Here is a 24,149-nt window from a genome sequence, read left to right on the forward strand (position 1 = left end):
CTGTAAGAGTTTAAATAAATATAACGGTTTATATTTACTTAATCAGAACGTTTTAGAAAGCTATATCAAATTAGACTAAGGCTTATAGCAAAAGCTTGTCTCTTTTCATAGGATAAAGAAAAGCTTATTGGATTTAACCTAAATAGGATTGCATAACCGAGGAAACCGTATTTTAAAAGTTGAACTGGAAAAATAAAAGGATTCCAGAATAAGTGGTTGTGTCTTTTTTTTGAAGAGATTGTCAATTGATTATTATAGCAGTTTAGTAATGAATAACTTTTATGAGGTGAAGAACATTGAAGGTAGATGCTGTTTTTGAAGGTGGTGGGGTTAGGGGAATTGCTTTTATAGGAGCAATTCAAGCGATGGAAGAGGAAAAAGTGGAATGGGAAAGATTGGCGGGGACATCAGCGGGGGCTGTAGTAGCCGCACTTTTGGCAAGCGGCTATAAAAGCTATGAAATTAGAGATCAGCTAAGTGAAATTGATTTCTCAAAGCTTCGAGGTAGGACGATCCTGAATCGAGTCCCCGTTTTGGGCACCTTTTTAGCACTTATGGTTCATCTTGGATGTTATAAAAACGATTATTTAGAAACATGGATGGATTCACTTCTTGCAGAAAAGGGCATTAAGACATTTGCGGATCTTCCAAAAGGGAAGCTGAAGATTATTGCTTCTGATATTTCGAATGGCCAAATGCTTATTTTGCCAGATGATTTGGATCGTTATAGGATGACTCCTGCTGATTTAAAAATTTCAACTGCCGTTATGATGAGTACCTCATTACCATTTTTCTTCCGTCCGGTTATTTGGAAATCAAAAGATCGTAACAAATCCTACATTTTAGATGGTGGATTGCTAAGTAACTTCCCAATATGGATATTTGATACAGACAACCCTCGCTTTCCAACGTTAGGCTTCCATTTTGTGAAAAATGAAGTGAACATAAATGCCGTTATACCAACGCCAATCCACCTTTTTAAAAATATATTTAAAACGATGCTTCAAGCCCATGATTTAAGAAATATGAACAAAGAAACAATTGAACGCACGATTCAAATTCCTACTGGTGACATCAGCGCAACTGATTTTGAACTGAATAAGGATGAAATCGATTTTCTCTATAAAACAGGCTATAATTCTACTAAAGAATTTTTGTCGAAGTGGGATTTTGAACAATATAAGATCAAACGAACGCAAAGATTGAAGAATAAGTAGTTAAAAGAAAACTCTATCTCTTCAAAACAAAAGAGCAGGCTCTTCTCGTTACATGTGTTTTCTGTTTAGCAGTTTTGCTTGAAATAGTAACCATTATTTACGCAAGCAGTGTTTCGTCATAGGAAAGGTTCGTACTTTCATACCTTCCCTTACGATTCGAATCTGAAATGAACTGTTAATCCGACTTAAATGGATGAATAGTAATCATGGGAAACTATCGTAAATTACGTTATGAGTTTCATAGGTTCAATCGCAAGGCAAGGTGTTGGGCGGAATCCTTCATTGGGAAGAGGGATCGTGAGCGGAAGCTAGCAATATGCAACCGACTCCTAATAACACTAGTGGTAACTATAATCAACACAACAAAAAGTTCCAACAAACCTTTGAGGGTTATGTTGATAAAAATAAAGTACGATGAATTACTATGTATGGAAAATAGAAGAAATACTTGTGAACTTTTACTAATTTACGAGTGTTTTTCATTGTGCAAAGCAGGAAGTGACTGTAATAGGGATTTATCATTATTCTTTAATTCAGACGACTGTAAATGACCATAAATCTTTCATTCATTTTTGTTCAGTATACTAGAAAAAGCCTCATTGTATTGGCTTTTAGATTAAAATGTTGATTTAATTATCAGAATAATATAACTAAAGTGATAAATTATATGTTAACATAGTTTTATAGAGAGTTTTACATACTATTTTGTTGCAAGCAAAGCTTGTTTGAAAGGGAGAAATCAATGATTATTGGACTGTTAATTATTTTACTTCTAGTGTTGTTTTTACCTTTTTTTGTTAAAAGAATTGAAGAGAACTTAGAAGTATTTTTGTTTATCATGGGTTTTTTAGCTGCAATCGTTGGCGGCGTATTTGACAAGAATCTTCTAATTAAAGCATTAGAGGATCCGATTAAAATTACGATTGCCGTTTTGGTGGCTGGGCTATTATTTAAGTGGCTGAAGACACCTTTAGAAAAAGGGATTCTAGGCATAAGTCGTGCGATGCCTTTTCGGTTATTTATTGCTCTAATTGTTATTATCTTAGGCTTGATTTCAAGTGTGATTACGGCGATTATTGCTGCATTAATTTTAGTTCTAATTGTCAGTGTTCTTACACTTGACCGCCAATCGGAAGTTCGGCTTGTCGTTTTAGCTTGCTTCTCTATTGGTCTTGGAGCAGCGTTAACACCGATTGGTGAGCCACTTTCAACCATCGCCATCAGTAAATTAGGAGAGGATTTCTTTTATCTCTTGCGATTAATCGGCCCTGAAGTTATACCTGCTGTGCTGATTTTCGGGATTCTTGCTGCGTTACTGGTTCATCCGAAACAAAATCAAGATGGATTGTCCAATAATCAATCGAGTGAAACCTATCGTGAAATTATGATTAGAACGATAAAAATTTATTTGTTTGTCATGGGACTGACCCTTCTTGGGGAAGGGTTTCAAACGTTGATTAACCGTTACTTGCTTGATTTAAATACGGGGATCTTATACTGGATTAATATGATTTCAGCAGTCCTTGATAATGCGACTCTCGCTGCTGCCGAAATCAGCCCATCGATGGATGAACCGACCATAAAGGCAATCCTACTTGGTCTATTGATAAGTGGTGGAATGCTTATACCAGGAAATATTCCGAATATTATTTCAGCTGGAAAGTTAGGGATCACAAGTAAGGAGTGGGCTAAATTTGGCCTTCCTGTTGGCTTAGCTACTATGGTTGTTTTCTTTATTGTTATCACTTTATATTAATGGGCATGGATATGTGCTTGTAAATAAGACGAAAAAGGACTCCATTACAGTTTGAAGGGGCTCCTTTTTGTTTGGTAATCATGTGATAAACGAGTAAGTACCATATCGTAGTAAATGCTGACTTAACTCTCTGAATCAATCTAACTTTTGAAATAAATCAATCTACATCTCATATTTGTGTGTCATACAAAAAAAGTAATATAATATAGTTAGGACTTAAAATGTTCTCGAAAAATACAAACTTGGAGGGGAAAACAATGAGCAATCAAATTAAAATAGGAATCGTAGGGTATGGTAATCTCGGCAGAGGAACAGTAGAGGCAATTAAACAATGTCCGGATATGGAGCTTGTTGCGATTTTTACAAGAAGAACACCTGACAGTATTTCGGTAAATGAACCAAATGTGAAGGTTTTACATATCTCCAAAGCAGTGGATTATAAGGATGAAATAGATGTTATGATTTTATGTGGTGGATCGGCAACGGATCTTCCAGAACAAGGCCCTGATTTTGCCCAATTGTTTAACACGATAGACAGTTATGACACACATGCTAAAATTCCTGAATATTTTAATTCAGTTGATCGTGCTGCAAAAGAAAGTGGGAAGACTAGCATTATCTCTGTTGGCTGGGATCCAGGTTTGTTCTCGATCAATCGTTTAATGGCAGAAGCGATTTTGCCGAACGGTGAAAATTACACGTTCTGGGGGAAAGGTGTTAGCCAAGGGCACTCAGATGCTGTTCGTAGAGTTGAAGGTGTAAGAGGGGCTGTTCAATATACAGTACCAATCGAGGATGCAGTTGAAAAAGTAAGAAGTGGAGTGAATCCTGAATTATCCACTGCAGAGAAACATCTTCGTGTTTGCTATGTCGTAGCGGAAGACGGATATGATCAAGCAAAAATCGAACAAGACATTGTAACGATGCCGAACTACTTTGCCGACTATAAAACAGAAGTAAACTTTATTACAGAAGAAGAATTAAAAGAGAATCATTCACAATTGCCACATGGTGGCTTTGTTATTCGTGGTGGGAAAACAGGATCAGAAAATAAACAAATTATTGAATTCTCACTTAATCTCGAGAGCAATCCAGAATTTACAGCAAGTGTATTAGTCGCATATGCGCGAGCTGCTTATCGCTTAAACAAAGAGGGTCAAGTGGGGGCCAAAACCGTTTATGAGGTTGCACCTGTATATTTATCTCCAAAGTCTGCAGAAGAATTAAGAAGAGATTTATTGTAGGATTTTCATTAGAGTTCCATAAAGCTAAATACACATTTAACAAAAATGGGTGTCTCAAAAGGATCTGACCTCGCACTCTAAATCAGTATTTTAGTGTTTCATACACTTATCTTATACTGTATTTAGTTGTTGCGGGGTCTGACCCTTTTTTCATTGGAGCGAAAAGCACCAATTCCGGCGTGAAAACCTTAGATTCTGACTTGTAATCTTCATTTAGGGTATAGTGCGTATCTAGTTCAAAGGTCTTTTCCTAAAATTGATTCATAGTATTTATAGAAAAACCCTTTACACAATTAAAATCATTAATTAACTGCAGAAAGGGGATTCTTTTTGGAAAAGACGAAACTGACAGGTCGAATTGTAACACCGAATGATTCTGATTATGAGCAAGCGAGAATAAATCTGAATTTAAGTATACCTAAGTTTCCAAGGGTAATCGTTTTTTGTCAAAATGTTCAAGATGTAGTGAATGCATTAAAATGGGCGAGAGAGAATCGTGTCCCTTTCCGTTTGAGAAGCGGTCGCCATAGTTTTGAAAATTTTTCTTTAGTGAACAGAGGCCTGATTATTGATGTAAGTGAAATGAATCAAATAATATGTAATCGCCAAAGCTTAACCGCGAAGATTGAGGCAGGTGCTGGATTAGGGAAAGTATATCAAGAATTATGGAAATACGGAGTCACCATTCCGGCTGGAACATCCGTCAATACGGGAATTGTCGGCCTCACGCTTGGCGGTGGAATTGGTTTATTAACAAGATTATTTGGACTGACTTGTGATAATCTTCTTGAACTTGAAATGGTTAAAGCATCTTCCAATAGAGATGCGGAAGTTATTAAAGCTAATAAATATGAAAATAGCGATTTATTTTGGGCTTCCCGTGGTGGTGGTGGCGGGAACTTTGGCATTGTCACGTCCTTAACATTTAGGGTACATCCAATCTCAGACGTATCAATTTTCTCGATTACATGGGGATGGGAGGATTTTGAGGAGGTCTTTAACGTATGGCAGAATTGGGCACCATTTGCGAATAAACGCCTTACTTCTACTATTGAATTAAGAGCGAAGGAAGTAAACAGAATTGAAGTACTTGGGGAATTTGTTGGCCCTATTGCCAAGTTAAAACAGCTAATTCAGCCGTTATTAAAAGCCGGCAGTCCCGTACATCAAAGAATAAAAGAGGTGCCGTATATTGATACGGTTCAATTTTTTGATTCTCCAAGCGGAGACCGTCCAACCAATTTTAAGAGATCCGGTTCGTTTATAGAAGAACCACTTCCTAGAGAAGCCATTCTAAAGATGAAACAATTCTTGGCCAGAGCACCTAATGAAAATGCAGCCATATGGCATCAATCACTGGGGGGGGCAGTGGGGCGACTTGGTCCTAAAGATACAGCCTACTATTACCGAGAAGCCATTATTGCTCAGGAGTATATTTCTTCTTGGAATTCCACTAGTGAGGAACGGCAAAACATTCATTGGATTGAAAGTCTAAGGAGGGGGCTATCACAGAATACAATGGGCGATTATGTGAACTGGCCGGATATTTATATCAAAGAATGGCCAAACGCCTACTATGGAGAAAATGCCAACCAGCTTAGAAAAGTTAAAACCGTTTATGATCCGTATAACGTATTTACATTTCCTCAAAGTATCCCTCCCTTCAATAAACGAATATTTTAATAACGAAAGGAAATGACTCTGAAGGCAATGCTTAACGAGTCATTTTCTTTTATCATTTTCCGAAGTATCCATCTAAACAACAGGGGATTGCGTGCCAATTCCAATGTTTTTAAGGGATTTAATATCTTTCGTAGTTGCAAGTACGTATATAACGGGTTTAGTTGATCAAGTTCATTTTCGGTAGGCAAATAATCATGATAAGCTTCGCCTGTTTCTTTCACGATAACAACTCTATTTGTAAATGTTTTGTTAATCTATGATTCTGTTGGAGGATTTTCCTATAAGTTAAAGAAATCATAGCAGTACACAATACAAGCTTCTAATGGAGAAAACAAGTAGGAGGATATACTTTGATATCAAAAGTAGCAGTTCGTACCCCCTTTATAATGAATATGTGGGAGCGTCACCCTAAAGTTTGGAGATTTTTGATTGACTTGGGGATTTACCTTAAATTTAAAACATTAAACATTGATAAAATTCCAAACAAAATCGTATTACCTTCGACCAATGTACTATATGTTAATTCAGAGGAAAATCGTGGTAGAGCGCTATTAATTAGCAATGGAATCACACAAAAGCGGCTCTCCTATTTTTGGAGCACATCTGTAAAAGAGTTTTCACCAGATTTGATCATAGACGTAGGAGTAAACTATGGTGAATGTCTTTTTTCTACAACCTATTCAGATCGAACAATTATATATGGAATCGAGGCAAATCACCATCTAATTCAATACATTATTAAGTCCAGAGAGGTTCATCCGAATAAAACCCAAATCACGATTATCAATGCCTTTGCATCAGACAAAGACGACGAACAGAAAGAATTCTTTATCGATAAACATTGGTCGGGGACATCTTCTGCTTCCTATATGCCTTCTCACAATATGATTGAAAAGGTACCAGTTCGAACCATCACGATTGATTCAATCATTAAGAAAGACTTAACTAACGGAACCGTTCTATTTAAAGTAGATGTAGAAGGGTATGAAGCATTCGTCTTAAAAGGAATGTTCGAGTTATTCGAGAGATGTGAATCTGCGATTGGTTTTATTGAATTTAATAGTGAATATATTGAAAAATCAGGAATAAAAATAGAGGCGTTTTTTTCTTTTTTGCAAAAGTACTTTACGATTTACATGTATATAGAAGATGATATCTTAGTTAAAGCTGACGATGTTCATTATGAAGATTTAAAAATGATTTTTGGAACGGACTATATTCATACAGATTTACTAGTTGTAACAGATGAAGAGAACATGGGAGTATTTAATTTCGATATACAAGCTAAGGCCTAAAAAATAGTGAGAAGAAGCCCATTCATTCAGGATGGACTTCTTCTCACTATTTGATTTGTCATAAGCACTTGCGGCTAATTTACCTCGGTTTAACAGCGCCTGTAAATCCCTGATTGGTGAGATGCACAGACGTTGCCATAGAATTAGTCTGTAATTCATTGAATTTTAGTTTGCAGTATCGCTTTATCGAATAACTTCCAAGTTGATTTAAGGACTGAACGGCTTGTTTCCTATACCATTTTTGTAAAGTGAGTGTCTTGAGTCATACGATCGCTCATTGAAGAGACTGGTAGGAGAATAGAGAAACAGGTTCCTTTCCCATGCTCGCTAGTCACATGAATGTTCCCATTCATCCCTTTAATAATACTAAATGAAACCATCATTCCAAGTCCCGTTCCTTTTTCCTTTGTTGTAAAATAAGGTTCCCCAAGACGATCGATTTGTTCTTGTGTCATCCCTGTTCCTTCATCCTGAATATTAATATGGATCGTGGTACCTTCATAGTTTAAATGGATTTTAATTTCTCCGTGATTTGACATCGACTCAATTCCATTTTTCATGATATTAATCAAGCATTGTTGGAATTTTTTTCTGTCCCCTTTAGCAACATAATAATGATGATCATCTACTAAAGATAACTTCACCTGTATTCCATTCATATTGGCTAAGGGGATAATGACATTGACGGCATGCTGAATTTCCTCATTAATATTAATATTTTCTTCTATATCGAATGCTGGTTTGGCAAAAGTTAAATAATCGTTAATCACTTCTGTAGCACGATCCAATTCTTGTAACGCAATAATTGCATACTCTTTTCTCGCTTGTGTGGCTTCACCTTCAGATAACATTTGGATAAATCCTCGGCTGACAGTAAGTGGATTTCTGACTTCATGAGAGATGCTTGCAGCAAGATGGCTTACAATTTGTAATTTTTCTGCTTTCACTAACTTTTGTAGCACCTGAAAATTTGTTTGGATCACTTCCCAAAGAAGAGTGGAAATGGATATGCCGATGATATGAATGGCGACATACTTCGTCCAAAACAAGTTATCTAAACTAGCGCCAAATATATGTATTGAAACAAATAATGAACTAAATAAGGCAAAAATAATTAACGCTAAACTTAACGCTACTTTTTGTTTAATGTTCATTTGTAAATAGTATTTAGATAAGAAGAATACGAATACACCGATAAAGGTGAATGTGATTGCTGTCACATAAAAACCCACATCATTACCTTGAAAATAGCGGATGATTAGAACTAATAACAATTGAAGAAAACCTAAGCGAAATCCTCCGATTAAACCACCTAAAATAAAGGGAATCCAGCGAAGGTCCCAGACGAAATTTTTGTCAAGAGCAACAGGAATTAGCATACATAGGATAAGAGAGATTACTGGAAAAATACCAATAACCCAGCCTTTTATTTCTTCTAATCGATACGCATATTTAATCAAATAAACCATTTGTACTAAAAATAGAGAAAGAAGAATAAATAAAAAGTTGATAAGTAAATCCTTCGTCAAAAGATCCATAGCTGCACCGAACTTTCAATAATAGTATGAATAATTAAAATATTATATGTGAAGTATACCAAAATAAGTAAATTATTACTAGAGGTAATTAGAAAAGTGGGGGTTTTGGGGAACAAAAGAAATTAAAGAAAATTTGTAATAAAAGGTCAAGAAATTCGAGGAGCGATGTGTTAAAGATGTGTGTATACAGTAGTCTTTTTTTTATAAGTCGAACGAGGAAAAGTAGCATCGGAGAACCTCTTCACAAAAAGGTCTGACAAAATTTATGCCAGACTCTTACTATATCTTAAACGATTTATTATGGATGATATCTGGTGTCAAATAGGTTATAAAGCCTTGATATGTTCAATCTCTTTATATATGAGACTTGTAATTTTTGTGATTATATCCATTGATAATCGCTTTTTCAGAGTTTCACCGGAAAGGAAAAAGAAAGGATATCAGTTCCCATCTTTGAAAAAATAGCGTGATATAACTACTTCATAATCAATAATAGTATTTTGATGACTGTTTTAGCTTGATAGTACAAATAGAGTAAGAGCACTTTACCATTAGAATAGATTGAGTTTTCCAATCCGATCAACGGCCTTCACCAACAACTCTTCATCCACCAATAAACCGACTCGGATATAGCCTTCACCATATTCCCCAAAACCTCTTCCAGCAGCTACCGCTACATCCGCTTTCTCAAGCAAATAATCGGCGAAAGCCTCACTTGTAAAACCGTTAGGAACAGGCAACCAAGCGAAGAATGATCCAGTCGGCGCTTCGACTTTCCAGCCAATATTTTGGCATGCCGCAATAAAAGCATTTCGACGTTGTTCATAACGGATTACGAGGTCTTCGACACATTGCTGATTATCTGTAAGCGCTGCAACTGCGGCCTTTTGCACAGCAGGAAATAGACTGACGTATAAATGATCCTGGATAAGGTTTAAAGCTTCGATTATTTTGGGGTTCCCGACTGCAAAGCCAACACGCCAACCAGCCATATTGTAGGTTTTCGATAAGGTATACATTTCCACACCAACGTCTTTTGCACCGTCAACTTCAAGAAAGCTTACTGGTTTTTTTTCATCAAAACCGATGGCGCCATAGGCAAAATCATGCAAAATCGTAATGGAATGTTTTTTCGCAAAAGCAACCGTTTCTTCGAAGAAAGTCCGATCTACTGTAGCTCCAGTCGGATTGTTCGGATAGTTAAGATACATTAATTTTGTTGCTTCCCTTTGTTTTAGCGGTATAGCGTTGAAATCAGGTAAAAAGTGATTTTCAGCTTTAAGCGGGAAGGTCTGATACTCAACGTTCGCCAATACTGCACCAGATAAATAATCCGGGTAACCTGGATCAGGTAATAACATGAGTTCACCTTCATTTAACAAGCACATCGGCAACTCAACTAAACCGGTTTTCGTCCCGAATAAAATAGCTACTTCAGTCTCTGGGTTGATATCTACGCCATATTGTTTTTTATAAAATTCGCTAGCAGCGATCTTCAACTCATTAAGTCCGCGAAACGGAGAATATTTGTGAGTTTGAGGGTCCTCTGCCGCAGTTTGCAGTGCTTTGATGATGTGAGGTGGTGTCGGCTGATCTGGGTTGCCTTGCCCTAAATTGATGACATCCCGTCCTTCAGCAATTGCTTTGCCTACCTTTTCAACAAGACTTGCAAAAAATTGTACTGGTAATTTTTTTAATCGTTCTGAATATTCCATGTGAACCACCTTTATGAAAGAGTTGCTATTTAATCTAAAATTTTATAATATTTAGATAAAAAAGTCTAGAGGTGGCAAAAAATGAAGGTTGCTTGTGTGCAAATGGATATCGCTTTTGGTGAGCCAGGTAAAAATTTTACAGCGATTGAAAAATACATTGAAGAAGCGGCAAATGCACAAGTAGATGTTATTGTTTTTCCAGAAATGTGGAATACGGGCTACGCTCTCGATCAACTTGATAGACTAGCTGATCGAGAGGGAAGTATGGCAAGAAAGATGTTGGCTCATCTTGCCAAAAAACATCAAGTAAATATTGTAGGTGGTTCAGTAGCAACGAAAAGGGGAGGTAAATTCTTTAACACAATGTATATCGTAGACAGAACGGGGAAAATAGTCGCTGCCTACGATAAAGCCCATCTGTTCAAGTTGATGGATGAGCATGTATATTTGAACGAAGGACAAAGCATGAATGTATTCGAAATGGATGGTATTACCTGTGGCGGGGTCATCTGTTATGATGTACGTTTTCCCGAATGGATTCGTACACATACTTTAAATGGAGCTAAGATTATGTTTATACCGGCTGAGTGGCCAAAGCAACGGATCGACCATTGGCAATTATTATTGCAAGCTCGGGCGATTGAAAATCAATGTTTTATCGTGGCTGTCAACCGCGTCGGCAAGGACCCAAATAATGAATTTAATGGTCATTCCATGGTCATTGCACCTTGGGGTGAGCTACTTATTAGCAATCAAACAGAGGAAGGGATCTTGTACGCGGAACTTGATTTAGAGGAAGTCGATCGGGTGCGGAAGACGATTCCAGTTTATCAAGACAGGCGGACGGATTTATACGAATCATAAGGGGGGAAAATGGGTACACTGCTAGAGTAGTAGTGTTTTATTATTTTTAAAAAATTGACAATAATAAGGTGTTTTTATAATATATTAATTACATGAAATTTAACCATGATACTTATCCAGAGCGACCGAGGGACTAGGCCCTATGACGTCCAGAAACCCCAAATATTAGGAAGGCGCCAATCCGGCAGAATGATCTTCATTCTGAAAGATAAGTCGAGATTCTTTCGTATTTCGATGCTCCTTTCAGTTGAAGGGAGCATTTTTCTGTAGGATGAAAAGTCTATCTTTTTTTAATGACTTGTTAATTTGGAGAAATATGAGGAATCGTATGATCAAAATTCGTAATCTTTCTAAGATATACAAAAAGAAAAAGTAGTTGTACTTCGGATAAAGGTTTGATTTAACAGAAGTATAAAAGAATACCTAAATAACGGTAGTGTATAAAAAAGATTCACTTCTAAGTTTTATTATTAACTATTCTTATGTAGCTATACCAATAAACTATTGTAAGTGCGCTAATAAATGAACAAGATAAGAGGCTAGGTGGTGGTTCGAAATTTGAATCGTCCTTAGCTTCTGTTATGCTATAGCTTCGTTTAAGATAGCTTATGAACAAGACCTGTGACCTTCGAATTAAATCTACAGATCATCCTCTTTCGGCCGTATGTTCTTTTTTTCGCCAATTACTCTTTCCACAATCTCTCGCGAAACCCTTCATGAGGCCAGCAAGATTGTGGCTTTTTTTGTTTTGTAGCCTGAAAGCCGTTTTAATCGCTGAAGTTTCAAAATATAAAAGCTCTTCCTGTGTTTGAAGTGTGCGCTGTATCTGCTATAAAGCTTGTCCACAAAAGACCCCACTGAGTTGTGTATCAAGCAAAATTGTATAAACCCAGCCAGTCTGCCAAAAGTGATTATTAAACGTAAAGTGGAATTTGTGTATGTAACGAATGCGGAAAGTTGTTAACCCAATGAACTAATAGCTATAGTTCGTCCAATCGAATATTTTATGCAAATTGCTTATTGAAATTTGTCATACATTCCTTAGTATATTAACCCCCAAATTGCTAACGATAACTACCTGTAAGATATTTAACCTTCATGTTGATTCGATTTGTTCATTGGCTAGAATGTTTAACCAGTTTAGGAGATTATTTCTACCTGTATTTTCTTACTATTGGATAAAAAGGAATAAATTAGGATTTTGGGCCTGTTTAAAAAACATTGAACTGGTGGAGGCTATGGCACATATGGAGCAGACTTTCGATCCTACATAAAAGTGTATAGTTATGAAAAAAGTCTCCATATTCAAAACAATATCATAGTAAAAGGGGTATATAATATGGCAGAAGAAAAAAATAATAGTAAGAACCAGGCATCTAACATTAAAAAAGTGAACGCTGGGGACATGATCGAAATAAAAAGTGGCCTCGAACAAGGGAAGAAAGGGAAAGTAGTAATGGTGCGGGAAAACTCTGTTATTGTGGAAATTGGAAGAAATACAAAAAAGGACGAACCAATAAATACTGTGGTAAATCATAAAAATTATAAACTAATTAAGTAAATGAGAGAAAGGTTCAGTCCCAACTACATTCAAGTAGTGAGGGAGTGAACCTTTTGGGACACTCGCATTTTAACTTTCTTTCAAACAAAAGCCCTGTTCATTTGCAACGATGATGAAAATCAAGCTCAATAATCAGGAAAAAGACCATACGAAATAAAAAGCAAGCTATTTTAAAAAAAGAGCGATGCCCTATTGGTGGCCAAGAAACTTCTAATATATTTTCGGAATATCCTAAGTTATCTACCCTTCGGACAGAATTTTGTACAATGGAAGCTTGATTTTGATTATCAGAATAATCTTCGTCCAAGTCTACATACAATTCTTTTCTTTGTTTAATTAGAATCTACGTCTTCTTCTCTCTATTTCGATTTCAAAAGGGAAAAACCGTCTTCTTCTAAAGGTGTTACGAAAAAGCAGGTCTCTTCGACCGAAACCAAAAAATAGCATTTGATTAATCCTCCTTTCAGTCTGATTAGCTGGCTCTCTTAATATACGCACTCAGAAAATAATGAATGGACAAGTGCTGATAAAAAGTAACATAGTCAGGAAAAATGTACACTATCAACCATGCTTGACCTCATACTTTTACTGTTCTTGTTAGGCTATTATAAATGGGGTATGTAAATTAGAGGGGGAAATTATCAGCTATGTTGGAGTAGTACATTCATTCACTCCCATTCAAATTAAAAAGCCCATAATAAAGTAGGCCTAGGAAAATCGCTTATGAAAAAAGTTGAGCCATTGAATAATCATAGCTCTACCTTCTTTTTTAGAATAAAGGCAAAGCTGGTACAACTTATCAAAAAGGATTAATCCCCATAAGCGCTACCCCAAAAGGGTGCGATAGTCTATGATGAGCCGTGATCGTTTACGTCAGGCTAACGGATGGGGGGGCTCTATGGCATCATAATGTATCGAGCTTCTTCGCCAGCCATATAATCAATATAGGCAGTAGTTTCCACTTTCATCCTCTGTGGTAGTGCAGCGCTCAATTATGCCATTATTTGATGGCTTATTTAGGTTTTATGTATATTTGGCAAAGATAGATGCAAATTCTTAATTTGCTTCGTGGAAAACACGGTTTTGGAATAGGAATCACTTAAAAATTTCTATATTTTTCAATCCAAATGCTTGATTTCGCCTTTCGTCAAGCAGCTTGAAATTCTGTACGGTGGACTTACCTAGGAATTCAAGAAGTATGCATATTTCGAAAGGCAAAGTCTTTGGAAAAATTCACTGAAATGGCTGAACAATATAGACCGATGATTTACAGTATTATTCAGTCTTTGTCCATTTATAAGAATCAAGAAGAATTCTATCAAGTGGGATTGATTGCATTGTGGGAGGCACAAACGAAATTTGATTCCAGTCGGGGTGCCTTATTTTCTACGTATGCCTATAAAGTGATCAAAGGAAAACTATTAAATGAACTTCGGAAAAATGTACGGATCGATGATACTTACACCGTAACGGACATAAGTGTCATGGCTGAAGATCCTGCTTTATCATCCTGTGATCTTCATCTGGAGTCCGAGTATTTATCCTGTTATTGCAAAAATCTTACAGAAGCGCAAAAGCGATGGGTAATCGGCACATTTCGGGACCATTTGAGTATTAGTGAAATGGCTGATATTTATGGAGTTTCTAACAGTGCCGTAAAATCATGGCGAAAATCGGCTATTATGAAACTGCAAAAAAACTTGGTTGAACACTATATTTGATGCAAACTCAATTTGAAGAAATGAAAGAGCTATGAAGATGTATGGCCTGCAAATTCATTTTAGAAAAGTGATTTTGCAGGTAATTTTATTAGACGATCGGTTTCACAAGGATTTACTACAGTAAAAAGAACAGGAATTATATCCTGCCCTTACAATGAATTATTTTTCATATAAACTTCATTTGATTTTAGGTCATTGTTCATATAGACATTTATTATCTCTGAATCTGCACATATCGAACCCGTATTGTGAATAGACATAAACTTGTGGCTGTTAAATGAAGAAGTAAAAAGACTCCGTTTAAGACTATTGGAATACGTATTCTTGAGTTATTTACGTCCTGTTTGGATTGAAATCGACAAATAAGTCACAATATAACGTAGGGGAGATTTAACATGGCAGAAAAGACATGCACAATTATTAATGAAACAGGGATTCACGCACGTGCAGCAACAAACCTAGTACGAACGGCAAGTCAATATACTGCTGATATTAGTCTGGAGTATAAAGGTAAATCAATCAACTTAAAATCAATTTTGGGTGTGATGTCCCTTGGTATTCCCAATGATGCAGTAATCAAAATAACGGCTGTAGGTTCTGATGCAAATGAAGCCATTGTTGCTTTATCAGATACGATGAATCATACAGGTCTTGCAGAATAATTTAGATGGTGGCATACCTTTGGTAAGTGTAATAAACACTTGAATTTGGACAGATGAAGAAATCTTCGTCTGTTTTTTTGTTGTGTCTAGAAAACTATACACAATTATTTAAGTGAATCACTTTTATTTATCTACTCGCATCCAGTGCAAATGCCTTCGAAATGGGGAAAATAGTTTCGGTGAAAAAGTCGTATCTGAGCCTTTTCATTTACTAAATATCCGAAAATTATGAAACTGTGCCATAATAGGAATAATTAAATCGATAAACGATTGAAAATTAAAAAAGCAGAGTTAGTGTGCATGTGAATGATGATACATTTCAGAAGAAAAAAGTTCACGAATAGTCCCAGATAGTTTAATGAAAACACGAATCAATGTAGGGAAAAGTTTATAAGAAATGTTAGTTTCTTAGACTACGAGTGACTTTCTTTAGGATCTTTTACGATAGCAGTTAGACCAAGAGATACTAAATATGTGGCATTAACATGACTGATATTTGTTTGAGAAGGATGATACCTCAATATACAGTGATAGATCCTGTTTATAATCACAAATTTTACGTGATCAAATTGCGCCGGAGTGTTACTGTCCTATTCTTTTGTAAAATGAACATGTGAAGGGGGATGTTTCATGGTTGAAGTGAAATCTGTAAAAATTGATGGAGAAAATATCCATGTCTTCAAAAGCGCAATCTATATATTTGTAACTAGTACTGGAAATACATTGGAGTTAAATATGATTGTTAGTGAGGTAATCGTAAAAAAATATAAAAAGGAGGAAAATTTAATTATCGAGATCGAGTTACAAGATGGCCGAATTATCGGTTCAATTATGCAACTGAAAATATGGTCGGGAACATTGCCTCAGCTTAATTTATATTGTGAATTGAATGATCTAGAAGAGTATCATGATTTCGAAAAGGTGACGGAAAACGAGTCGTTTTTTCCAAACATAGAAGAAGGCATCACGTTAGAAGAAATCAGAAAAGTTGAAATGCCCAATGAGAAAGTAACGTTAAAATTAAATTTACCAATCGACCAAAAGGAATGGTTATCTAAGCAAAAAAACGCGATATTAAATGAGATTTTTAAAGAAATGATTTATGAAGTTTGGAGAAAATAAGTTTCAAAGAAATCATTAGATGACTGGAACTAAAGACATCAAGTTAAAAGAAGGGTCTGACCTCGCACTCTATACACAGTATATTATAATCTGTATATAGTCGTCGCAAGGTCTGACCCTTTTGTTATGGGACAGCCCCTTTTTGATAATTTTTTTAGAAAAGGATACGGATGGACTAAATGAAAACAAATAAACTAGATAAATTGAAAAGACCACTCTATATAAATGTATATGACGAGCTCCTGCTTCAAATTACGAAAGGAGAATACCCTGTAGGCAGTAGACTCCCTTCAGAACCAGATTTAGCAAGTAGTCTAGGGATTAGTCGAGCAACTTTACGACAAGCTTTAGCACTTTTGCAAGATGATGGATTAGTAAGAAATATACGCGGGAAAGGAAATTTTGTGATCGATTCGTTTTATAAACAAGAGGGAGTTCAATTAGAAAAATTAAGTAATCCCGTGCATAAGTGCCATATAAGTACATTTGACCGAATTGATACACATTACCGACTGGATACGGAAACGAATTATACGAAACAAGTATTAAAAAGAGATTCATCTACAGTAGTAGCTTTAGAACGTTTGTATAGAAAGGGAGACGATTTAGTAGCCTATGCTTTTACTTTTATGTCCATGCAAACGGTAGAAAGTTTATCCTTGGACTTAAATAATAAGGATGAACTACTGGATTTTCTAGAGAACCAAGCGTATTTGAATGCCAACCATGGAGAAATTGAAATCAAATATACCCGTACTGTTAATCTAGTCAACAAGAAAGAAAAGTTAATCGGTCAAAATGAATGTTTTTTACTATTGGAAAGCCTTTACGGCAATTCAGAATACCCATTAATGTATAATAAATTTTATATACCGCAACAGTTCTCGAAGATAAAATTAAATATTTACAAATAGCTAATGGAATAACACACAATAGACCCTATAAATTTTAAAACTAGAGGAATTTCTGCCTCATATATCCCTGTTAGGATGGGAGCACATAAACTTCCTAGGAGAATATTTGGTTAAATGGAGATTTCGAAAAATCTGTATTCCTTTATAAAAGTAGTGGCCGAAAATTTTTGCGGATTCCACTGTTAGAGGGACAACGTATGATTGTACGTTAGTAAAGAGAATAACAACGCTTATTTGTTGTTGAGCAATCTGTGAGCTATTTATTAAACAAGAGTGGTATTGCGAGTTCAAATCTCGTCTCTTAGAGACGGGATTTTATATTCTTTTGAAACTATCGCCAGAAAGACGTCATAAATTTGTAGAGAAAATGAAAAACACATTGCAAAAGGCTCTTTAAGCTTGAGTTTATATGAAAAGAAAAGACGAGCAAATAATGATTATATGTTTATCCAGACAAGAGGAAATTTTAGATTATTAATCATCAATTAAAAAGTTCATAGTATGAAAGAAAGGTTGTACAACGTGAAATTAGCAGCAATGTTCAAAATGATTCTAGCTATGTCTATTTTTGGTTCAATTGGTTTTTTTACAGTGAAGACAGGTGTTCCAGCGATTGAGTTAGTTTTCGTTCGGTGTATTTTTGCAACGATTTTTCTAAGCTTATGCTGGTTATTAACAGGTCATCACAAAGTCGAGGTATGGAATAAGCGTGAATTATTAGTTACATTGATATGTGGCATATTCTTAGTATTGAATTGGGTATTTCTATTTAAAGCATTTGAGCAAATGTCTATTACTATATCTATTTCAATTTATCATTTAGCCCCAATATTCGTTTTGATTTTGGGAAGTCTTGTTTTAAAAGAAAGAATGAATATAATGTCGTTGATAGCTATAGTTGTATGCTTTCTTGGCAGTATATTAGTAGTAGGTACGAATGGTTATTCATCATTAACAGACTTAGTAAATTCAGGATTTATATGGGCTTTACTTGCAGCGATATGTTATGCAATGACCATGCTCTTAGGTAAAGGCATTAACCAATTAAGTGCTTATGCGATGACTTTTGTTCAGACCTTCATTGGAATCATCATATTATTTCCATTTATTGATTTGAGTAAGTTTGATAATTTAACATTTTTTAACTGGCTATTTATTTTGGGGACAGGCTTTATCCATACAGGGTTAGTCTATTATTTATTCTTTGATAGTCTAAGAAAATTGCCTACATCAGTAATATCTGCTTTGGTTTTTCTTGATCCTGCCGTAGCTATATTATTAGATATTATCATTGTAGGGTTCAGACCTTCTTTGATGCAGATTATCGATATACTATTAATTTTTAGTGGTATGGTTTATACGTTAGTAAAACCTAAAAAGAATGGAAAATATGAAACAATTGAAGGGAATCTTAACCCTTAAATGAAGGAGTTAGAAGCTTTCGGATGCGATTAGGTAGAAGAGCATGAGAAGGATTATGCTTTTTGTAGTTTTGCAATAAAGTTGCACCGGAAATTTTCTCGCAGGGGTTACGTTTTATAACTTATTCCGCTGTTGGAGTTACTTGAAACTTTAAAAGATATTGTAATTTAATAGAGATTGTAATTATCTGTGTGTAATAATAATGGTACGGACAGATAGCAAACCATAATGGATTCCAGTTGTCTAGAAATACTTATATTATTGGAAGAGAGGGAATAGTCATGAAGCTGAAAGTCATTGTCTATAAGAAAGTGGATCAAAGTGTATTGGATTTTATTCAAAAGACTTGTCAGGTTGTTTATTTTGAGAAGCTTGATTCACAAAACTATCCTGAATTTCTACATGAGTTAAAGGACGCCCAGGGTATATTAGGTTCAGGATTAAAGGTGGATAAGAGTTTACTAGATCAGGCCCCATGTTTAAAAATTGTGTGCAATATTTCGGTCGGCTACGACAATTTGGACTTGACAGAGCTGTCTGAGCGCGGGATTATGGCAACGAATACGCCAGAAGTATTGAACGAGACAGTTGCAGATACGATTATGGGATTAATTTTATCAACGGCTAGAAGGATGCCAGAATTGGATCAAAGGGTTAAGGCAGGACAGTGGGGAAACAATCTCGCGGAAAAGTGGTTTGGGTTGGATGTCCATCATAAAGTATTAGGAATTATCGGAATGGGTGGAATTGGCTCTGCGGTTGCCAAAAGAGCTCATTTTGGATTTGATATGGATATCTTATATCATAATAGATCTAGAAATGACGAAGCCGAACAAAAGTATGGGGCTACATATTGTTCGATGGAAGATTTGCTAAAGCAGTCTGATTTTGTATGTGTAATGACACCACTTACTCCTCAGACTGAAAAGTTAATTGGCAAAAGAGAGTTCAAATTCATGAAAAAGACGGCGATTTTTATCAATTGCTCAAGAGGAAAAGTTGTGGACGAAGGCGCTTTAATTCATGCGCTAGATAGTGGAGAAATTCATGCAGCTGGACTAGATGTTTTTGAAAAAGAGCCGGTCAATTCGGATAATCCATTGCTTTCGATGAAGAATGTTGTCGCTTTGCCACATATCGGTTCCGCAACTTATGAAACTCGCTTGAAAATGGCGATGCTAGCAGCAACGAACCTGGTTGCCGGATTACAAGGGGAAATTCCACCTACGTGGATTAATAATAGGATACAGGTAAAGTAGCTGCACAGCGATCGGAATAATTAGTGGAAATAAAATAGTAGAATTGCCGGATAGTCCTTTTGGGGCTATCCGTTTTTTTAGTAGGTGACAGTCTCCTCCCAAAGTGCTGGACAAGGAGCTAAATCTAATTAGTTGAGATAGAAAAGCTTATAAGAATTGTGTTTTAGATTGAGGGATAACCAATTAAGAAAAGAATTAGAAGAAGGCACTAGCGTACAAGCATGTGCCTTTTCCTGATACTATTGAGCAGACGGAGCAAATGTTTTGGCAATATAGGTCGTAACCGGACCATACTGATCTTGTCTATTTGCCGGGTAGGAAATGGAAAATTTATTGAAGATTTCTTGACCAAAGAAGAATTGATTATAGAAGATTTGCCCATTTTCTTCGTAGGAAACTACATACCAATCATCTGTAAATTTTTGATAGGCAATTTGTCCAGGGATGCTATTTATTTCTTCTTGGTAATAGGTTTCGATTGATTCTCCTTCGTTCACAGTATTCGTATGACCGCCATAAGCAGTGACTTCAAATTCTGCATTATAGAAACTTGCTCCATCCCCATTAGTAGGCGGGGTATCCATCTTTAAACCTTCAGGATATTGCATCGAAAAACCAAAGCGATCGTTTTCATATGACCGATACTTGAATGTTTCAGTTTTCTTTTTTTTGTTCTTTTTGCTGTTTGATTTTACTTCGTTATTACCTGTTTCATTTTGTTGCAGGACAGGCTCATTGGTAGTTAAAGCTACTGTTACTTGTACAGATAGTTTAGTTACTTCAGATTGATAGTCGGCTAAAACTTTGTTTGTTTCGATGTCTTTTTGTAAAAGCTGAATCTTTTCTTCTGCTAAATTGTAGCTCTCTTTTGTGATCAGGCTTTTAACAAGGTCAAGGTCTTTTTGGAAAGAAGCTGTGATACTTTGATCTGAATGGATAAGGTCTCGAAGACTTTTCGCTTCTGACTGCAAGGTTTTTAATCCATTTCTATGATTCATAACTGTATTAAGTGAGTCAATGGCAGAATCATATTGTTTTTGTTCATAGGCGCTCAGCGCATTTTTCATTTGAGTGGCCTGATCAAAATAGGAAGAGGCATCTTCGTCTCCTGCTTTTTCTTTTAAAGCTATTTCAAAATAGATAGCTGCCTGGTGATAATCCTTTACTATCAAGCTTTCGATCCCCTTGTCCATAGCATTTTGATATTTGTCATTAGAACAAGATGCGAGTAATAATAAGCTAACAATGATAAGTGCTAGTATCTTGATTGTTGATTTCATATGCTCTCCATTCTATTATGTAATTCAACAGCAAATCAAATTCTACCAAATGATCAAGGTTTTGTCTTAAATTTCTGAGATGTTTGAGTGTATGTAAAGGCAGAGTATACTTATGAAAAAAGAAGTTCTGATACAAGTGGATGTACCCAAATATGCATTTTCTAATTTTAGTTTGAAGATCTACTGATTTTAGTCTAAAATGAACTGATGTAAATATAAATCCGTTTCATTACGGTAGAGGTTTCTAGCTACCCTCTCTAAAAAACTAAGGAAAACAGTACTGCTTTCTTAGTAGTGCTGTTTTTCTGTCGAAAAGGGGATTTTTTTAATGAAGCAAGAGAAGGCAGTAGTAGTTTTTAGTGGCGGTCAGGATAGTACGACTTGCTTATTCTGGGCGATGAAGCAGTTTAAGGAAGTTGAGGCAGTTACGTTTGATTATAATCAGCGCCATCGGTTAGAGATTGATTGTGCCAAGCAGATTGCCGACGAACTTGGGATTAAACATCATATTCTGGATATGTCGCTGCTCAACCAATTGGCGCCTAATGCATTAACGCGTGATGACATTGCCGTGAGTGATGGAGAAGAGGGGGAGCTTCCTTCCACCTTTGTTCCGGGGAGAAATTTGTTGTTCTTATCTTTTGCTGGGGTACTTGCCAGCCAAGTCGGAGCCAAGCATATTATTACAGGTGTGTGTGAAACAGACTTTAGCGGCTATCCGGACTGCCGAGATATTTTCATAAAATCATTGAATGTGACGTTAAATCTATCGATGGATCAGCCATTTGTTATTCATACACCGCTTATGTGGATGAATAAGGCGGAGGCATGGGGCATGGCGGATGAGTTAGATGTTTTGGAATTTGTTCGTAATAAGACACTAACCTGTTATAACGGAATCATGGCAGATGGTTGCGGGGATTGTCCGGCTTGTAAATTGCGTCGAAAAGGCCTTGATGACTACTTGAGTCAGAAGGTGAAGAATTAATGTATGGCTTTCGCGTAGTAGATAAATTGCAAAAGATCAATGAAGATATTAAATCCGATCAATTAAAATATCATGCTAAACGAGTACTTGTTAGTAAGGAATTTACTTTTGATGCGGCCCATCATTTACATTGTTATGAAGGGAAATGCAAAAATCTTCATGGCCATACTTATCGGGTCATTTTTGGCCTTAGTGGTTTTATCGATGATCGTGGCTTACTCATTGATTTTGGCGATATTAAAGAAATTTGGAAAAATGAGATTGAAATTTTTCTTGATCATAAATATTTAAACGAGACGTTGCCGCTAATGAATACAACTGCTGAAAATATGGTCGTTTGGATTTATGAAAAAATGGCGGACGCATTAAACAAGAGACAAGAACAATATGATGGAGCAAGGGTGGAATTTGTCCGTCTTTATGAAACGCCGACAAGCTATGCCGAGGCAAAAAGGGAGTGGATGGAACATGAGTAAAATTCCTGTTATGGAGATATTCGGACCAACCATTCAAGGGGAAGGCATGGTCATCGGTCAAAAGACGATGTTTGTTAGAACGGCGGGTTGTGATTATGCTTGCTCATGGTGTGACTCGTCTTTTACATGGGATGGATCGGGTAAACATCTCATTAAGCAAATGGAGCCAGACGAAATTTGGTGTCAGTTAAAAGAACTAGGAGGAGATGGTTTTTCTCATGTAACCATCTCCGGTGGAAACCCAGCTCTATTGAAGAATCTTACTGGATTGGTCCAATTATTAAAGCAAGAAAACATGAAAACCTGTCTTGAAACGCAAGGGTCAAAGTGGCAAGATTGGATGCTTTCGATTAATGAGCTGACGATTTCACCTAAACCGCCTAGTTCAGGGATGATCACAAACTTTGACTCACTTGATATGATCCTCAATAAGCTCATGTCAGACGATTTTTCAGGAAATGTGAGTTTAAAGGTCGTTGTATTCAATGATGCTGATTTTAACTATGCAAAGGCAATTCATAGAAGATACCCTGGCATTCCTTTTTACATGCAGGTGGGGAATGATGATACGAAGACTGTAAATGATGCTGTGTTAATTACTCATTTGCTGCAAAAATATGAAGAGTTAATCGATCGTGTGATACAAGATGAAGAGTTAAAAGAAATTAAAGTACTCCCTCAGCTCCATGCACTAGTATGGGGAAACAAACGAGGTGTGTAAGAGAAAGGGATAATAAATGATTAGAATTTTACTATATTTAATTGCCATTGTAACAGCCAATGTTGTGACAGCTTCTTTCGCACCTTTATCGATTGGTGTATTTATTGTGCCAATGGGAACGCTATTTATCGGGGCAACTTTTATCCTAAGAGATTTGGTGCAAAATGCATTTGGCAGAAAGAAAACCTATTTGGCAATCGGAATCGCTTTAGCTTTGTCGGCGATTGTGTCATATATATTGGGAGACACATTATTAATCGTTCTTGCGTCCGCCATTTCGTTTGTCATCTCAGAAACAACTGATACGGAAATTTACTCAAGATTGAAGCTCCCGATGGCTTGGCGAGTTTTTTACAGCGGGCTAGTTGGCGGAGTTCTTGATTCTGCTATCTTTGTCATTATTGGCTTAAGCCCATTGGGTGCTAATTTCCTACCATGGGAAGCTGTACCTTTTGCAATTCTTGGTCAAGTGATTGTGAAGACCGTTATACAGAGCCTTGGCGCAATGGTGCTCCATCGTGTAATCATTTCGCGGAACCAAGTAGAGATAGCTTGAATCATTTTTGAATATACATTGAGAAGGATAAAAATAAGAAGATAAAGATTTATAATCGCATGTAGGCTCTTTTAGTCCTTTTCTTACAGGTCTAGATGAGATCAAAGAGATTATTATCTAATTGGTATTTAATTGATTACGAAGACATTTTTTGT

20 protein-coding genes and 2 riboswitches are annotated in these 24,149 nt (G+C 36.3%); of the genes, 17 read left to right on the plus strand and 3 right to left on the minus strand.

Annotated elements, in window-relative coordinates; translation table 11 throughout:
* Positions 1-296: 296 nt before the first annotated feature.
* The 5 genes from AC625_RS03720 to AC625_RS03745 all read left to right on the plus strand — a co-directional run bounded on the left by AC625_RS03720 (position 297) and on the right by AC625_RS03745 (position 7,195).
* Positions 297-1,217, plus strand: a complete 921-nt coding sequence (locus tag AC625_RS03720; RefSeq protein ID WP_049680051.1) for a patatin-like phospholipase family protein — start codon at positions 297-299, stop codon at positions 1,215-1,217.
* A 742-nt stretch (positions 1,218-1,959) separates the two neighbouring features.
* On the plus strand, positions 1,960-2,973 hold the full coding sequence (locus AC625_RS03725; protein WP_049680052.1) for a DUF1646 family protein: 1,014 nt from the start codon (positions 1,960-1,962) through the stop codon (positions 2,971-2,973).
* 257 nt (positions 2,974-3,230) lie between these two features.
* Complete coding sequence (locus AC625_RS03730; RefSeq protein WP_049680053.1) at positions 3,231-4,217, plus strand: diaminopimelate dehydrogenase; 987 nt, start codon at positions 3,231-3,233, stop codon at positions 4,215-4,217.
* A 330-nt stretch (positions 4,218-4,547) separates the two neighbouring features.
* Positions 4,548-5,900 carry an FAD-binding oxidoreductase gene (locus tag AC625_RS03735; protein ID WP_049680054.1) on the plus strand — a complete coding sequence of 451 codons (1,353 nt, stop codon included), beginning with the start codon at positions 4,548-4,550 and terminating at the stop codon, positions 5,898-5,900.
* Positions 5,901-6,250: 350 nt separating this feature from the next.
* Complete coding sequence (locus AC625_RS03745; RefSeq protein WP_049680056.1) at positions 6,251-7,195, plus strand: FkbM family methyltransferase; 945 nt, start codon at positions 6,251-6,253, stop codon at positions 7,193-7,195.
* Positions 7,196-7,425: 230 nt separating this feature from the next.
* Here the strand turns inward: AC625_RS03745 and AC625_RS03750 are convergent, their stop codons facing one another.
* The gene (locus tag AC625_RS03750) at positions 7,426-8,733 is read right to left on the minus strand and encodes an ATP-binding protein (RefSeq protein WP_049680057.1); all 1,308 of its coding nucleotides are present in this window, start codon (positions 8,731-8,733) and stop codon (positions 7,426-7,428) included.
* Positions 8,734-9,284: 551 nt separating this feature from the next.
* Positions 9,285-10,448 carry a pyridoxal phosphate-dependent aminotransferase gene (locus AC625_RS03755; protein ID WP_049680058.1) on the minus strand — a complete coding sequence of 388 codons (1,164 nt, stop codon included), beginning with the start codon at positions 10,446-10,448 and terminating at the stop codon, positions 9,285-9,287.
* Positions 10,449-10,529: 81 nt separating this feature from the next.
* Between AC625_RS03755 and AC625_RS03760 the strand changes: the two genes are divergently transcribed.
* The 8 genes from AC625_RS03760 to AC625_RS03795 all read left to right on the plus strand — a co-directional run bounded on the left by AC625_RS03760 (position 10,530) and on the right by AC625_RS03795 (position 19,973).
* Complete coding sequence (locus tag AC625_RS03760) at positions 10,530-11,312, plus strand: carbon-nitrogen family hydrolase (RefSeq protein WP_049680059.1); 783 nt, start codon at positions 10,530-10,532, stop codon at positions 11,310-11,312.
* A 109-nt stretch (positions 11,313-11,421) separates the two neighbouring features.
* Positions 11,422-11,527, plus strand: a riboswitch (SAM riboswitch).
* A gap of 1,124 nt (positions 11,528-12,651) precedes the next feature.
* Positions 12,652-12,873: a DUF2187 family protein gene (locus tag AC625_RS03765; RefSeq protein ID WP_049680060.1), complete on the plus strand. Its 222-nt coding sequence runs from the start codon at positions 12,652-12,654 to the stop codon at positions 12,871-12,873.
* 1,223 nt (positions 12,874-14,096) lie between these two features.
* Positions 14,097-14,594, plus strand: coding sequence for a sigma-70 family RNA polymerase sigma factor (locus AC625_RS03770; RefSeq protein WP_049680061.1), 498 nt, complete (start codon positions 14,097-14,099; stop codon positions 14,592-14,594).
* Between the two features lie 395 nt (positions 14,595-14,989).
* A complete protein-coding gene (locus AC625_RS03775; protein WP_049680062.1) occupies positions 14,990-15,256 on the plus strand; it encodes a phosphocarrier protein HPr in 267 nt (88 codons plus the stop codon).
* A gap of 630 nt (positions 15,257-15,886) precedes the next feature.
* Positions 15,887-16,378 (plus strand): hypothetical protein, encoded by a 492-nt coding sequence (locus AC625_RS03780; protein WP_049680063.1) that lies wholly within the window; start codon positions 15,887-15,889, stop codon positions 16,376-16,378.
* 179 nt (positions 16,379-16,557) lie between these two features.
* Positions 16,558-17,292 (plus strand): GntR family transcriptional regulator, encoded by a 735-nt coding sequence (locus tag AC625_RS03785; protein ID WP_049680064.1) that lies wholly within the window; start codon positions 16,558-16,560, stop codon positions 17,290-17,292.
* A gap of 513 nt (positions 17,293-17,805) precedes the next feature.
* Positions 17,806-18,714, plus strand: a complete 909-nt coding sequence (locus AC625_RS03790) for a DMT family transporter (RefSeq protein ID WP_425415474.1) — start codon at positions 17,806-17,808, stop codon at positions 18,712-18,714.
* Between the two features lie 281 nt (positions 18,715-18,995).
* Positions 18,996-19,973: a 2-hydroxyacid dehydrogenase gene (locus AC625_RS03795; protein ID WP_049680066.1), complete on the plus strand. Its 978-nt coding sequence runs from the start codon at positions 18,996-18,998 to the stop codon at positions 19,971-19,973.
* A gap of 239 nt (positions 19,974-20,212) precedes the next feature.
* On the opposite strand, the gene AC625_RS03800 is transcribed toward AC625_RS03795, so the two are convergent.
* Complete coding sequence (locus tag AC625_RS03800) at positions 20,213-21,253, minus strand: outer membrane protein assembly factor BamD (protein ID WP_049680067.1); 1,041 nt, start codon at positions 21,251-21,253, stop codon at positions 20,213-20,215.
* Between the two features lie 231 nt (positions 21,254-21,484).
* Positions 21,485-21,528: riboswitch (PreQ1 riboswitch) on the plus strand.
* Positions 21,529-21,581: 53 nt separating this feature from the next.
* On the opposite strand from AC625_RS03800, the gene queC reads away from it, so the two are divergent.
* Genes queC through AC625_RS03820 form a run of 4 tightly spaced genes read left to right on the plus strand, consistent with a single transcriptional unit; the run spans position 21,582 to position 23,994 of the window.
* Positions 21,582-22,241 carry a 7-cyano-7-deazaguanine synthase QueC gene (gene queC, locus AC625_RS03805; RefSeq protein WP_049680068.1) on the plus strand — a complete coding sequence of 220 codons (660 nt, stop codon included), beginning with the start codon at positions 21,582-21,584 and terminating at the stop codon, positions 22,239-22,241.
* Entirely contained in the window at positions 22,241-22,717 is a 477-nt protein-coding gene (queD, locus tag AC625_RS03810; RefSeq protein ID WP_049680069.1) for a 6-carboxytetrahydropterin synthase QueD, read from the plus strand. The genes queC and queD overlap by 1 nt, the downstream gene beginning before the upstream one ends.
* Positions 22,710-23,438, plus strand: a complete 729-nt coding sequence (gene queE, locus AC625_RS03815; protein WP_049680070.1) for a 7-carboxy-7-deazaguanine synthase QueE — start codon at positions 22,710-22,712, stop codon at positions 23,436-23,438. Before queD ends, queE begins: the two co-directional genes overlap by 8 nt.
* 19 nt (positions 23,439-23,457) lie before the next feature.
* Entirely contained in the window at positions 23,458-23,994 is a 537-nt protein-coding gene (locus AC625_RS03820) for a VUT family protein (RefSeq protein WP_049683582.1), read from the plus strand.
* Positions 23,995-24,149 lie beyond the last annotated feature (155 nt).

Source organism: Peribacillus loiseleuriae, from assembly GCF_001183985.1.
Taxonomy (GTDB): domain Bacteria; phylum Bacillota; class Bacilli; order Bacillales; family DSM-1321; genus Peribacillus; species Peribacillus loiseleuriae.